This is a genomic window from Marinobacter sp. SS5-14b (assembly GCF_030541005.1).
In the GTDB taxonomy this organism is placed as follows: domain Bacteria; phylum Pseudomonadota; class Gammaproteobacteria; order Pseudomonadales; family Oleiphilaceae; genus Marinobacter.
In genome coordinates, this window is the sequence record NZ_JASSVM010000004.1 from 109,579 (window position 1) to 123,315 (window position 13,737).

A 13,737-nucleotide genomic window follows, 5' to 3' on the forward strand; every position below is an offset into this window, starting at 1 on the left:
CTCGTGCTAAGGAGCTTATAGCTCTCGGTTTTTATTGGACATCCGGTTACGACACTTTACGCCTCTTCAGCATTGATGTCCCGCGCTCGACACCCTCAGCGCAGAGTCGTCCAGCTTGCCAATGTTTCAGGGAAGAGCCAGACCAAAACTGCGAGCAGGGAGAACACGTAAAAATAGGCGGTAATCAGATAATAGATATAGGGAGATGCATCTTTCAGTTCCATAAAGTGATCAATGATCAATCTGGCTTTGACCACAATCATTGCTGCAATAACCAACGTAATCACCAGCCCGGGTTCGGCCCGTTCAGCAATCAATGCATTGACCACGGTGAGCCCGACCAGAATCACCCACATGCGATCCAGATGCCTGCCAGCGACCCGCGCTTTGTCAGTCACGTTCATTCTGATCTCCTTTTACAATTTATCGCCGGTTTACCGAAGGACATACATCAATGGAAAAATCAGAATCCAGGCCAGATCAATCATGTGCCAGTAGCAAGCAGCGGCAATCAGACCATTGTGGTTGGTGGCGGTAAACCCTCCTGAACGAATCCGGAGAATCGCCCAGAGAATCCCCCCGCTACCCCAGAATACGTGCAGCATATGGTTGAAGGTTGTGTAGTAATACACTGCAAAAAAATTACTAGTGTTTGTCTGAATGCCCTGCTCCTGGTTCCAAAGGTACTCCAGACACTTGATAGCCAGATAGACAGCGCCGCACGCGAGTGTGCCCCAGAGCCAGCGCACGGCTTTTTCCGGCTGGTCAGCCCTCAGTGCATAGATACCTTTGACCACAAAATAGCTACTGGTAATCAGAACCAGGGTATTGATCGTTCCTGCAAGGGTGTGCAATTGAAGGGGGCCGGAGTTGAACTCATCCGGGTGGTGAGCACGGGCGATGAAGTAGACCACAAAAAAGATGGCAAACTCCGTCAACTCCGAGAAGATTCCGACCCAGATAGCCGGATTTCCGGGTACGCGCTTACTGTCGAAAACGGGCTTTGGAGGGGATGTCAGCTCCGGCAAACTCGCATCTGTCTGAGTGGCCATATGCGCCTCTTCATTGATCATTAAGATTCATAAAGTCTCTAGCCGGTTCAGATCATTCCCAGCTCAAGCCGGGCCTCTTCATCGAGGTTGTCGTAGCTCCAGGATGGATCAAACACAATCTCCACCTTGCACTCTTTCACAAACGGAACCTGCAGAATATTGTCTTTAACATCGGCCGCAATCACATCACCCGGGCCGCCATACCAGGCACATTCTGCCTTTCCAGCAAGTTCAGAAGATAGGCCCTGGCTTCCGCGGTCACTTCAGCGTTGATCTCCACGGTTAACCACCTCCCGTGCTCTCTGTTTTTCCCGTTGATATTTCGCCTGGTTGGATTTGCATTCATCCCGAACCAGTTCCAGCCACCTCAGGTGCTGTGCCCAGACCTCACCTTTTATGTGTTCCGGCTTACTGCACTTCATCACCATTTCCTCCCTCACACCACAAGAAAATGAGAATAATTCTTGACTACTTTTAAAGTGTATTCGATATATATGTTAAAGCAAGAGAGGAGGATTAACAATGAACTATCAGGATATTCTCGGACGCTGCAGTGAAACTGCGGTCAGCCAGTTGGCAAGCAGATGCCCGGGAACACTCGATGTATTCCGCCGATACGTGCCGCATATCGACAACCACCGTCAGGCCACCGTAGAGATGGTCGCCTCCATAGCCAATGTTGAGCCAGGGCAGTTATGCCAGGAACTGTTTGACACAGTCATGGAGCAGACATCTGTTGCAGAACTGGATACTGACGTACTGCTGGCGCTGATATTGCGGGGGTACCATCGCCCAAATGAACGAAGAACATTCAATCATCAAAAAACAACTGAAAAAGCTCCGCGACATGACCCGAAACTACCGGGCACCGGAGTCTGCATGTCGTTCATGGAGACGTTTCTACCATGAACTGAAAGCTCTGGATTTCAGGCTTTCTGAGCAAATCTACCTGGAGCGGGATGTGCTGCGGGCCAAACTCGCCCAGAATAATCGTGAGGCGGAACTTTTCAGGGAGCTGGCAGCCAACGAACAGGCAGAAGCCCGCCTGCAGTCCAGAGATATTGGGCGGCTGGAAATGTACTAACGACGCACCACCAACTCTTACGGTCTGCATGAAACCCCCGGTCAAGCCGGGGTTTCGGTAACTGCACGGCTCACTGCCCCAAGGGATTAAACCCCATGAAGGCCATCGGCCGAATCAAGGCGATAACAGATTAGCGCCGGAATGCCTGTTGCTCAGTGACAATATCACCAAGCAGCATACGCACTGTCCGGAAGCACATCAGTCAACCGGCTGTTCCTCTTTCAAGCCGAGCTTTTTGAGGATTACCATCGCCGGGCACCATTTGGTGAACGATGACTGAATCAGATTCAGTGCGATAAATCCGGTGAACAACAACCAGTAAGGACTTGCGTAATGAGCAAGCAAAATGGATATCAGGGTAAAGACACCGGCCATCAGGCGAAGACCTTCATTGACGGTCATAACACACCTCCTTCAGGGCATATAGGTATAACATTCGCCTTTTGGTACGGACCGACAATGATGCACATCATCTTTAAGGAAGATTGACCATGACACTGGCTGAAAAACTCTGCCTGAGCGCCGCTTTCCTTTTCTTTATGACCGGATTACTGACCGGGATCTGGAAATACTGGTGCATAGCCAGAAGCCCCAAAGCGGCCGCACCCCGGTACGTTGACATCGCCCACCGCAGCTCACTGATGTACAGCTTTGCCGCCATGCTGCTGGGCTGGTTTGCCGGTTACAGCCTTTACCCAGGCTGGCTGAACACCCTGGCAGCCGCGGCTGCCCTTGGCTTCTTCGCCCTGGCCATCGGCACCTACATCATTCACGGCCGGCTTCGGGACACCAGCAACCAGCTGCGCAAACCCCACAGGCTCGGCAACGCCACACTGCCACCGTGGCTCATTCATGGCTTCATGGTACTGCTGATTATTGCCGAGGTGGGTGGCTCACTGGTGTTGGGGTCGGGCGCCCTTATAGCCACATGGCAGTAGACTATATAGCAAGGAGATCACTCGTGAGCCAACCAACCACAACCCTCCAGCTCAGAGCCGGCTGGTATTACCGGGTGCTACAGGAGGGATTGATGTGCAAGTAACATGCGCATAAAATAGGCGCATCGTTCTGCGCAAGGACTGAACCATGCAATCTGCTCAAGCTACCAAATCCATACGAAAACCAACGAACCTGTCGCTAGATAGTGCCCTTCTCAAAGAGGCGAAAGCTCTGGGAATCAATGTTTCACGATCAGCAGAGGCAGGGATCGCGGAGGCTGTGAAGCTTCATAAAAAGCAGAAGTGGTTGAAAGAAAATGCCACAGCCCTCGCAAGCTCTAATTCATACGTTGAAGCTAACGGTTTGCCTCTTGCACGGCACCGGCAGTTCTGATGGCCCGTTTCGATATCTTTGAAAATAAGGATGGGGCTGGCTATCTGCTGGATGTTCAGTCAGACCTTCTCAGTGGCTTGAACACCCGAGTTGTTGTGCCACTGTTACCCAAATCCTCGGCACCTTCTCCTGCCCAGAGACTGAATCCTGTATTTAACATTGAGGGCCAGGAGGTAGTCATGGCTACTCAGTATATGGCTGCTGTGCCTGAAGGCGAATTGCGTTTTGGTGCCGGCAGCCTTGCTGGGCAACAAAATGAAATTTCCGTGGCGTTGGACATGCTGTTTTTGGGTTTTTGATACGGGAACTTCATGTTTTCAGTGGTGTGCCACAGTCGCCTAACAAGGCACGGCGACGCAGACCAGTCTGCGAATCCGGTTGATGGCCTCATCGATTTCACGGGTGGCCTCACCGGCCCGGGCGGCGGTGTCGTAGGCTCTTTTCAGGCGAATTTCCATACAAACCTCCCATCAGGCGAATGATGCCCTTGAGCCTAACCCTGGATCCTTGTGAGCTCAAAAATCCGCCATGACACAGAGCATTCACCGCATATCAAAAAACTCCCGATGCATCCGCCGGGCTGGCATACCCCATTTCCGGAACTGGTTGAACAGCGTATTGGCCAGCCCCACCGGGCCGCAGTACCACAGGCTGGCGTTCTGCCAGTCGGGTACCGAATCCCGGATTTCCTCCGGCGTCAGCCGGCCTTCAGTGCGGCTACGTCGAATGATCAGGTTAACGCCCGCTGCTTCGGCATCCGCCCGCAACTTTGCGAGGGCCTCCTCGCTGACATCCGCGGTAGGATGGAACAGATAGACAGTGCGGTTGTCAGGACGGCCCGCCAGGCGACCCATCCGGGCAATAAACGGAGTAATGCCGATGCCCGCCCCTACCCAGATCTGGGTGCGACAATCATCTTCAAAATCAAAGCCACCATAGGGCCCCTCCAACATAACCGGCATACCCTCGCAGATCCGGCGGCTGGCCCGGCGGGTGTGATCCCCCAGTTCCTTGACCACAAATTTCAGACACCGGGTTTCCGGGTTCCAGTCTAATGCAATGGTGTAAGGGTGCGGGCCTTCCGCAGCATCCGACGTGATAAAGGCAAACTGCCCGGGGTTATGGCCAGACCACCCCTGCGTTACCCTCACCAGAAATTCGAACACTTTCAGGTCCGGATATCGGGTGACCGAAACCACCTCCCCCGGCACCTTCCGAACCTTGCCCGGCCAGCCAACCAGCAGCAAAACGGCTGCAACACTGCCAGCCACAACAGCGATCTGAGTCAGCCAGCCAATAGGCGCTGCCCAGTAATCAAACTCCATCAGGATAAAGCTGTGCCAGGCCAGGGGCAGGAACACCACCGCCAGCAATTTGTGGGTTTTACGGAACAGGTGGTAGGGAAAAGCCTTCACCAGCGCCAGCACAATCAGCACGGCAGCCGCATAGAAGGCCCATTCTCCCAAAGTTTCTGCCAGCCCCCGCTGGCCGCGGAACCAGGCTTCAAAGCCATGAGCTCCGATGTCAAAGCTCATTATCTGCCTGCACCATTCGGTCGATCATTTTCGCCATCTTGATGGCGGTGATGACCGCACTCTTCATATCATCGATCGTCGCAGCGTCAGAGATCTGACCGGCAGTGATGCGCGCAGACAATATGCGGCTGGCCGCGTCGAGCAGGGACTTTTCGGTGTCTTTGAGTGACACCGATGTACGGTTGTCTTTGGGCGTGTCAAAAAAAGTCATTCGGCGGGCGCCTGTGTTGTGGAGGATGGTCCTGGAGATCACACTTCTTCATGCAATTTAGAGTGATCGCCCTGCCCTGTCTACCTCAAGCCCCCTACCTCACACCGCCAATCTCAGGTTCGCACCTGATCCATCCCCGGCCTGCCATACCAGTAGCCATCACAAGGTGGCGCCTCTACCAGTTGCAGCGGATCGGTATCCGGTGATTCGCCCCGGCGCACCTGATCAAAGCGTTTGATCACCGCTTCCATACCCTGATGTTCCGGGCTCAGGCGGACTGTAGACACCCCCATTCGCTCCATATCCGGCAGCTCCCGCATCAGGTCATAACGTGCCCCGGACAGGGTCGAAATGCCGTTCAGCCGGAACAGTTCCTGGCTTTCGCGCGAGCGCAGTTCCATGCCATCCGGATGCTCCAGGCAACGGAACTCGCAATTATCCTTCGGTAGATTGTAATGGCGGGCGGTGAAGCACCGGGAGGACCAGGCCAGGGGGAGAAAACCCCAGGAGAACACCTCAGCGGGCAGGTCCAGACCTTCTTGTTTCAGCTCACTGATCAGCTGGCCCAGGGCTTCCTTGCCCAGTTCCACCGGCAGGTTCCAGCCCCGCAAGCCCTGCCTGGCCAGGATTTTCAGGGTGGCCACGTTGTAGATGTTCATGGACGGGCCGGTGATAAACGGAATCTTGTTACGAATCGCCACCTGCAGGGCGCTCTGGTCGTTAGCCTCTACCAGAAATTCATCCTGCTCACAGAAACGGCGAAGGCGCCGAAGATCCGCTTCGGATTCAATCAAGGTCAGGGTGGAAAGCACTACATTTTTGCCGCAGGCCTTCAGGTCCCGGGCCAGCTCGAGCCAGTCATCGGGTTTCAGCTCACGCCGGCGGGAGCAAACAACCTCCCCCAGGTAGATGGTCTCAACCGGCCATTCAGCTGCTTGGGCGTAAAAATCGAAAACACTCTGCTTGGACCAGAACCAGAGGATCGGGCCCAGGGATAGCTTCATCATGATCGCAGAACCTTATTTCCACTTGCGATGGTAGGCGCCGATGGTGGTCAGGCCGCCTTCGGAAAGACCGGACAGGGTATTGCGCCACTCAGGCTCAACCTGGAACGCTCCGGGATGAGCACCCAGTTCGTCCAGCGCCTGACGCCAGGTGCGGGCGACATCGGCAATGTAGGCCGGGCTGCGCTGCCGGCCTTCAATTTTTACTGCGCTGATACCCAGCTCCTGCAATTCCGGCAACAGATCCATGGTATTCAGGCTGACCGGCTCTTCGATGGCATGGTACACGCTGCCCTGAACCTCGAAGCGGCCTTTGCACAGGGTGGGATATCCGGCGTTTTCACCGGGGCCATAACGGTCAATCAACACATCATTCAGGCGCGACTCCAGGCCCTGGGGCGTTTCCTGCCAGCGCACGGCTTTGGCTGGGGAGCAGGCGCCACGGGTGTTGGGAGACTCATCGGTCAGGTAGGACGACAGATAGCAGCGGCCTTCGGCCATGATGCAAAGGCTGCCAAAGGCAAATACCTCCAGTTCTACCGGGCTGTGTTTGGCCACGCCCCGCACCTGGTCCAGCGACAGCACTCTGGGCAACACCGCTCGACGGATATCGAAGTTGTCTTTGTAGAACGAGAGGGCTTCGTGGCTGGTCGCCGAACCCTGCACCGACAGATGGCGGGGAATGTGGGGGTGCTTGTTGGCGGCGTAATCCAGCAGGCCCATGTCGGCCAGAATGATGGCATCCACACCCATGCCGGCGGCACGATCTACCGCACCTTTCCACTGCTCCCAGCCGTCTGGTTGCGGATAGGTGTTGATGGCACAGAAGACCCTGCTACCTCTAGCGTGCGCGTACTCAACTCCTTCCGCGGCACGCTTGTCGTTGAAATTCAAACCGGCAAACTGCCGGGCGTTGGTGCTATCCCGAAAGCCGAAGTACACCGCATCTGCGCCGTTGTCCACGGCGGTTTTCAGAGCGGGAAGGCTGCCGGCAGGGCAGACAAGTTCCATGGTTATCTCCGCTGAAAGACTTGCCCGCACCTTACCGCCTCAACCTCGCGACCACCTTGACCTTTGTCAGCGGATCAGCAGGTAGCCTGGCGCTCTTCTACCTCTTTGGAGATACCTATACGAAAAAATACATAGCCTGCATAACATTAAACAAAATCATGCAATTAACACAATGAAACAAAAGAAAAAAATGCATTTCATACCTCTTAACTAGCCCTTTTGGCGAGTAGAGATCAACCAGGAATTCACCCAGACTTTGTGCACAGTTCATTGGGAAGGATCAGGTCATGAATGTCATTAACAACCTGTCGATGCGGGGCAAACTCATCACGCTCGTTCTGCCAGCGTTACTCGTTATCATCTTCTTTGCAGCAACGAGCATCACTCGCAATGCAGATGACCTCACCAACACCCGGCAACTTCAGGACATGGTCAGCCTTGCAGAGCTGGGAGACCCGGTAATCGAGGCATTACAAAAGGAGCGCGGTCGCTCCGCCATTCTGATCTCAAGCGCTACAGGCTCCAGTGAAGACCAAAATGCCAGGCGAGCTCTGGATACCCAGAGATCCCAAACCGACGATCGTTTGCGCAGCTACATCGATGGTCTTGAGTCATTGGTTAACGACGCGGAGTTTGACAGCGCCCTGACCTCAAGCTTTTCACGCTTTGATCAGCACATCAGTGGCCTGTCGAGGCTTCGCCGTGACATAGACAACCGGGCCCTGAGCGGTGCCGACTCAGCGGCGCAGTACACCAAATTGATCATGGAAATGGTTGACCGGGTTCCCCTGCTGGTGCGCCGTGCCACCGACCCCGAACTGACCCGCCAGATCAATGCCTACCTGGCGCTGGCTCAAGCCGCCGAAATGGCCGGTCGAGAGCGCGCTGCCGGCGCAGGGTTGATTCGCAGCGGCGATTTCGATCTGCCACAGACCGCCCGCGTGGCCTCGCTGGCGGGCCAGCAAGAGTCCTATCTACGCACGGCAACGGCGATGATGGCTGCCGGTTCTGAGGTGCGCAATCAACTGGAAAGTTTCTATCAAACGCTCCAGCACCGGGAGCTGCAGGCCCAGAGGTACACCTTGTTCAGCAGCGCTTCGGGTATGTATGCGCTCGATGCAACGGATTGGTTCAACACCACAACGGCCCGCATCGATGCCATCAACACCATCAGAAACCAGAGCCTTGCCCACGTTGAGAGCCTTGCTTCCGCTTCGGTTGATACCGCCCGAAACAACCTGATTGGCGCCTCTGCCATAGCCGCCGGCGCAGTACTGGCGGTACTCGTTCTGATGATGATTATCATCCACGCTATTCACAAGCAGGTGCACCAATTGTTGTCCGGTGTTCGGTTTGCCATGGACAATAAAGACCTGACTCACCAAATTCCAGTGACCAGCAACGACGAAACCGGTACCATTGCGCGCGCCATCAATGACCTGTTCGCACGTTTCAGCACTGCGCTGTTGCAGATTGATAAAGCCAGTGTGCAGTTGGCGACCGCCACGGAAGAAACCAGCTCAACCGCTGGCCAGAATGCTTCCCAGGTCAGGAACCAACAACAACAGGTTGAACAGGTAGCTGCGGCAACCGAGGAGATGTCTTCAACGTCCGAGGAGATCTCCAGGAATACCCAGCAAGTGGCCGATGCGTCAAACAGCGCCATGGGCAAAAGCCGGACCGGTGAAGAGGTGCTGCACGCCAGCGTGACCAGAATCCGCTCACTGGCCAAATCCGTTCAGGAAGTGAACCAGGTGATTGCGGAACTGGAAGAGCGCAGTTCCACCATCAGCGATGTGGTAGACGTTATCCGGAAAGTGGCCGACCAGACCAACCTGCTCGCCCTGAATGCGGCCATTGAGGCCGCCCGGGCCGGTGAGCATGGCCGGGGCTTTGCGGTGGTGGCTGACGAAGTGCGCACGCTGGCCCGCCAGACGCACGAGTCCACCACCCAGATTGAAGACATTATCAATGGCTTCAAGACCATTACAGACAACGCCAGCCGCTCGATCACGGCCAGCCACAAACTGGCCCATGAGACGAGCGAGCAGGCATCCGAGATGGAAAAAACCTTCGCGGATATCCTCACGGACGTGAACAGCATTTCCGATATGGCGACTCAAATTGCCACAGCATCGGAGGAACAGGTTGCGGTCACCCGCGAACTGGCTGGCAACATGGAATCGGTTAGCGAAGCTGCCATCCTGACCCTGACAGGCTCCCAGGAAATCACCCAGGTGACCCAGGAGCAGGCGCGGCTTGCCCGCCAACTGCAGGATCTGGCCAACGAGTTCAAAGTAAGCGACCAAACCTGATGCTGACATGCCGAGATTGAGACCACTAAAACGCCACTGCGAAAAAGCACTGAGAAAATTTGACCGCCTGCCACTGGCGGTCAGATTTCTTCTGGCCTTCACACTTCCCGTCATCGCGGTGGTGTGGATGTCTGTGTTCAATGGAGTCGAACTCTACCGGGCCAGCCAGAATATTGAACAACTGGAGCAGCACACCAACCTGGCGGTCGACGCAGGGCTTTTAGTCGGTGCAATCCAGCGCGAGCGGGGTTTCAGCAGCATCTTTATTGAAAGCCGGGGAGCCCTGTACCACCAGCCGTTAAAGGAGGCCCGACAAGCCACGGATCAACAGCTTGCCACTCTGAAAACAAAGCTGTCTCAAACGGAATTCAAGGGGACACTTTCCGCCTTTGAAAAGAACCTGAGCAATATTGCCGGTGCCCTGGCCAGCTTGCCGGACACCCGGGAGCGCATCGACTCACTGAAAATCTCCGGCGAAGACACCCGCAGCTATTTTACGCGACACGTTGATGCCTTCAATGAGCAGATCAGTCACCTGTCCGCCCAAACAGACCTGAACCATATCGGTCGAAAACTGAATGCCTACTTCATTCTTAACCGGCTGAAGGAATTGCTCGGGCAGGAACGCGTGATTATTTCCCGTGCCCTGGTCAGCCAGCAGCTCACCCGGGAGCAGCTGCATCAGCTGCTGTTTTTCTCCGGCCGCCAACTCAGCGCCCAGATTGTCTTCAAAACCCAGACTGACCTCGCCGATGGTTACCAAACGCTGAGCATTGAGTCCGAAGCCACGAACTTTCGGAACCAGCTGCTCGAAGCACAAGACAGAGCGCCGGTACTCAGAAGTATCACCCTCGAAAACTGGTTCGCCTTGCAATCGGACCGGATCGGCGCCGTCAAAGCAGTGGAAGCCAGGCTGACCGCCGACATACTGGAAGAAACCTCGACCAGACGGGCCCACGCACAAGCCGAACTCTGGCGCTACATCATCATTTCACCACTGGTGTTGCTGGGCGGTCTCGGCCTCGCTTACCTGATTTTCAGGCACATCAAATCTCGGCTTCAATTGATTGAAACCGTGTTTGAGCACACACACGACAGGGTTACCGTGACCGATTCACGGGCCAGAATCATTGAAGTGAACGCAGCATTCAGCAACATCACCGGGTATTCTCGGCGCGAGGTTCTGGGCAAGAACTCGAGAATGCTGCAATCCGGCAAGCAGGACAAAGCCTTCTACCAGGAGCTGTGGCACAAACTTAAAACAGATGGCACCTGGCAGGGCGAAATCTGGAACCGCCGCAAAAACGGTGAAATTTACGCTGAGCTGGCCACCATCAGCGCCGTGAAAAATCGCAAGGGCGGCACCAAATATTACGTTGCGGTTTCTTCTGACATAACCGACCGGGCTTTCGAGCACCAACAACAACTTGAATTCCGCGCTTATCACGACCCGCTCACAGGGCTGCCCAACCAGTTGCTGATCCGGGATCGCCTGGAACACGCCCTGAGCCTGTCCATGCGCGAAGACAAGCACATTGTGGTAGCCAGTCTCGACATTGATAACTTCAAGCAGATCAACGAACAGAATGGCCACAACTTCGGCGACAGCTTGCTTGAACTGATCGCCAAACGGTTGAGGGCCACCCTGCGCGATTGCGACTCCCTGGCCCGTACCGGCGGCGACGAGTTCCTGATGGTGCTGGAATCCATCGACGAATTACCCCAGGTAAAACGCATTCTTGAGCGGATTCAGAAAGAACTGGCCAAGCCACTGACACTTTCTGGCACTACGGTGTCGATTGGCACCAGCATCGGAGCTACTCATTTCCCGGAAAACACCGGCGATGCCGACACGCTGATACGCCACGCCACACAAGCTCTGCATGAAGCCAAGCAAAACGGCCGGGGCCGGCTGACCTGGTTTGACCCGGAGAAAGCCCGCAATCAAACCGCCCTGTCGCACTTGCTGAAAAGGCTTGAGAATGCCATTGCCAACAGCGAACTGCTTCTGCACTTTCAGCCTAAGGTCAACATGGTGACAGGTGACGTATTAGGGTTTGAAGCGTTGCTCCGGTGGCATGACCCCGTCAGGGGGCTGATCCCTCCCGGCGAGTTCCTGCCCAGAATCGAACAGCACCCCTTCTCCATTGTGGTTGGAGACTGGGTGATTGAATCCGCTATTGCCCAGATCGAAACCTGGAAAGCCCTCGGCATTTCCACCTCGGTAAGCGTAAACATCGGCTCCCTGCAATTGCTCGCCCCCAGCTTCATTGAGAAGCTGAAAAAGCAGATTCAACGTCATCCGGGCTTTGATCCGGGCAGCCTGGAGCTCGAAATTCTTGAAAGCGCGGCCATCAATGACATTCAGCTCGCAGCCGACGTGATTGAGCAATGCCGGGAGCTGGGCGTTGGCTCATCACTGGATGATTTTGGAACCGGCTACGCGGCGCTGGAATACCTCAAACGCCTGCCCGCCACAAGCCTGAAAATTGACCAGACCTTTGTTCGGGACATGCTCGAAGATTCCGGCGACAAGGCCATTGTCAAAGGCATCATCGGGCTGGCCAATGCCTTTGATTTTGGTGTGATTGCTGAGGGCGTGGAAACCGAAGAACAGGGGCTGGCGTTGATCAGGGCCGGCTGCGTGAACGCCCAGGGGTTTGGCATAGGCCGCCCCATGCCAGCGGAGCTGGTCGAGGAATGGCTGTCGAGCTGGCAACCACCGGTTGCCTGGCTAACGGCTAACGGAACTCAACAAGCACCGTTAGCCGCCAACATCAGATAATCCGGGAGAACCGCTGGCTGGCGCCTTCTTTGCGGTACAGATCGAAGATCTGGCAGATTGCACGGATGAGCAACCTGCCCGCAGGCTGCACCTGCAGAAGCGTGCCGTCATCGGCAATCAGCTCATCCTGAATCATTGGTTTCAAACGGCTCAGCTCATCCGCAAAGTATCGATCGAGGTCTTCATTCCAGTGGTCGGCAAACTGCTTGCGGTCGAGACGGAACTGACAGATCAGCTGGCCAATCACCCAGCGGCGGATACGGTCATCCCGGCTGAGCCCCACACCCCGAATAATCGCCAGCTGGCCCGCATCGATGGATGCTTCCCAGGAAGGCAGATCGTGGTTGTTCTGGAAGTAGGCATCGTCGGTCTGGCCTATGGCCGATACACCCAGCGACACCAGGTCGCAGTCTGCGTGGGTGGTGTACCCCTGGAAGTTCCGGTGCAGCCGGCCTTCGCGCTGAGCCACGGCCAGGCTATCGTCCGGCTTGGCAAAGTGGTCCATGCCAATGTATTCATAACCGGCTTCCAGCAAACGATTTATGGTGTTGTGCAAAATCGTCAACTTCTGCTGGGGGCTGGGCAGGGTATCGCCCTGAATCCGGGTTTGCGGGTAGAAACGTTCCGGCAGGTGCGCATAGCTGAACACCGAGAGCCGGTCCGGCGACATCTCGATCACCGATTCGAGGGTTTCGGCAAAACTCTCCGGGGTCTGGTACGGCAGGCCGTAAATCAGGTCCAGGTTAATGGAACGGAAGCCCAGCTGGCGGGCTTCGTTCAACACGGCTTCGGTCATTTCCCGGGGCTGAATACGGTTGACCGCCTTCTGCACTTTCGGGTTTACATCCTGAACGCCCAGACTGATGCGATTGAAGCCCAGGTCCCACAGCGTAGGCAGTGTATCCTGATCGACTTCCCGTGGATCGATTTCCACGCTGTAATCCCGATCGTCACCGGTCTGCAGATTAAACAGCTCGCCATAGCCAGCCATCAGGTGTTGCATCACATCCTTCGGCAGGAAGGTGGGTGTACCACCGCCCCAGTGCAGTTGCTGCACCGGCCGGTTCGCACCGAACAGCTTGGACTGAATCGCCGCTTCTTTCAGCACCCGCTCAACATACGGCATGGCCTTGTCGCGCTTTTTGGTGATCACCTTGTTGCAGGCACAGTAATAACAAAGGTGCGCACAAAATGGCAGGTGGGTATACAGTGAAATCGGCCCGCCCGCTGCCTTGCTGCGCCCGGCGGCTTTGACCATGTCTTCAATCGAATAGTTTTGGGTGAATTCCACCGCCGTGGGATACGAGGTATAGCGAGGGCCGCTCAGGTCATAGCGGCGAATTAACGCCTCATCCCAGATAAAGGCGGGCAGGTTGCTTTCTGCTGCGGTATTGGAAGCCATAGTAAA

Annotated in this window: 15 protein-coding genes; 6 read left to right on the top strand and 9 right to left on the bottom strand. The window is 55.6% G+C overall.

Annotated features, from left to right (window positions below; all coding sequences use genetic code 11):
* Nucleotides 1-95: 95 nt before the first annotated feature.
* Genes QPL95_RS10440 through QPL95_RS10450 form a run of 3 tightly spaced genes read right to left on the bottom strand, consistent with a single transcriptional unit; the run spans nt 96 to nt 1,237 of the window.
* Nucleotides 96-404, bottom strand: a complete 309-nt coding sequence (locus tag QPL95_RS10440; protein WP_303290912.1) for a cytochrome C oxidase subunit IV family protein — start codon at nt 402-404, stop codon at nt 96-98.
* Nucleotides 405-434: 30 nt separating this feature from the next.
* A complete protein-coding gene (locus QPL95_RS10445; RefSeq protein WP_303290913.1) occupies nt 435-1,052 on the bottom strand; it encodes a cytochrome c oxidase subunit 3 family protein in 618 nt (205 codons plus the stop codon).
* Between the two features lie 47 nt (nt 1,053-1,099).
* Nucleotides 1,100-1,237, bottom strand: a complete 138-nt coding sequence (locus QPL95_RS10450; protein WP_303290914.1) for a hypothetical protein — start codon at nt 1,235-1,237, stop codon at nt 1,100-1,102.
* A 611-nt stretch (nt 1,238-1,848) separates the two neighbouring features.
* Between QPL95_RS10450 and QPL95_RS10455 the strand changes: the two genes are divergently transcribed.
* A complete protein-coding gene (locus QPL95_RS10455) occupies nt 1,849-2,136 on the top strand; it encodes a hypothetical protein (protein WP_303290915.1) in 288 nt (95 codons plus the stop codon).
* A gap of 198 nt (nt 2,137-2,334) precedes the next feature.
* Here QPL95_RS10455 and QPL95_RS10460 read toward each other — a convergent pair whose 3' ends face one another.
* The gene (locus tag QPL95_RS10460; RefSeq protein ID WP_303290916.1) at nt 2,335-2,538 is read right to left on the bottom strand and encodes a DUF2892 domain-containing protein; all 204 of its coding nucleotides are present in this window, start codon (nt 2,536-2,538) and stop codon (nt 2,335-2,337) included.
* 89 nt (nt 2,539-2,627) lie between these two features.
* Here QPL95_RS10460 and QPL95_RS10465 point away from each other — a divergent pair, with 89 nt between their 5' ends.
* From QPL95_RS10465 to QPL95_RS10475, 3 genes are all read left to right on the top strand, one after another.
* Nucleotides 2,628-3,074 (top strand): hypothetical protein, encoded by a 447-nt coding sequence (locus tag QPL95_RS10465; protein ID WP_303290917.1) that lies wholly within the window; start codon nt 2,628-2,630, stop codon nt 3,072-3,074.
* 148 nt (nt 3,075-3,222) lie between these two features.
* Nucleotides 3,223-3,468 carry a type II toxin-antitoxin system CcdA family antitoxin gene (locus QPL95_RS10470; protein ID WP_303290918.1) on the top strand — a complete coding sequence of 82 codons (246 nt, stop codon included), beginning with the start codon at nt 3,223-3,225 and terminating at the stop codon, nt 3,466-3,468.
* A complete protein-coding gene (locus QPL95_RS10475) occupies nt 3,468-3,767 on the top strand; it encodes a CcdB family protein (protein WP_303290919.1) in 300 nt (99 codons plus the stop codon). Before QPL95_RS10470 ends, QPL95_RS10475 begins: the two co-directional genes overlap by 1 nt.
* Nucleotides 3,768-4,010: 243 nt before the next feature.
* On the opposite strand, the gene QPL95_RS10480 is transcribed toward QPL95_RS10475, so the two are convergent.
* From QPL95_RS10480 to QPL95_RS10495, 4 genes are all read right to left on the bottom strand, one after another.
* Nucleotides 4,011-5,003 (bottom strand): ferric reductase, encoded by a 993-nt coding sequence (locus QPL95_RS10480; protein WP_303290920.1) that lies wholly within the window; start codon nt 5,001-5,003, stop codon nt 4,011-4,013.
* Nucleotides 4,993-5,214, bottom strand: coding sequence for a hypothetical protein (locus tag QPL95_RS10485; protein ID WP_303290921.1), 222 nt, complete (start codon nt 5,212-5,214; stop codon nt 4,993-4,995). Before QPL95_RS10485 ends, QPL95_RS10480 begins: the two co-directional genes overlap by 11 nt.
* 113 nt (nt 5,215-5,327) lie before the next feature.
* Entirely contained in the window at nt 5,328-6,221 is an 894-nt protein-coding gene (locus QPL95_RS10490) for a U32 family peptidase (RefSeq protein WP_303290922.1), read from the bottom strand.
* Between the two features lie 12 nt (nt 6,222-6,233).
* Nucleotides 6,234-7,229: a peptidase U32 family protein gene (locus QPL95_RS10495; RefSeq protein ID WP_303290923.1), complete on the bottom strand. Its 996-nt coding sequence runs from the start codon at nt 7,227-7,229 to the stop codon at nt 6,234-6,236.
* 287 nt (nt 7,230-7,516) lie between these two features.
* Between QPL95_RS10495 and QPL95_RS10500 the strand changes: the two genes are divergently transcribed.
* Nucleotides 7,517-9,544 carry a methyl-accepting chemotaxis protein gene (locus QPL95_RS10500; protein WP_303290924.1) on the top strand — a complete coding sequence of 676 codons (2,028 nt, stop codon included), beginning with the start codon at nt 7,517-7,519 and terminating at the stop codon, nt 9,542-9,544.
* A 7-nt stretch (nt 9,545-9,551) separates the two neighbouring features.
* Nucleotides 9,552-12,329, top strand: coding sequence for an EAL domain-containing protein (locus QPL95_RS10505; protein WP_303290925.1), 2,778 nt, complete (start codon nt 9,552-9,554; stop codon nt 12,327-12,329).
* On the opposite strand, the gene hemN is transcribed toward QPL95_RS10505, so the two are convergent.
* Nucleotides 12,322-13,731 (bottom strand): oxygen-independent coproporphyrinogen III oxidase, encoded by a 1,410-nt coding sequence (hemN, locus tag QPL95_RS10510; protein WP_303290926.1) that lies wholly within the window; start codon nt 13,729-13,731, stop codon nt 12,322-12,324. The genes QPL95_RS10505 and hemN overlap by 8 nt on opposite strands.
* Between the last annotated feature and the right edge of the window lie 6 nt (nt 13,732-13,737).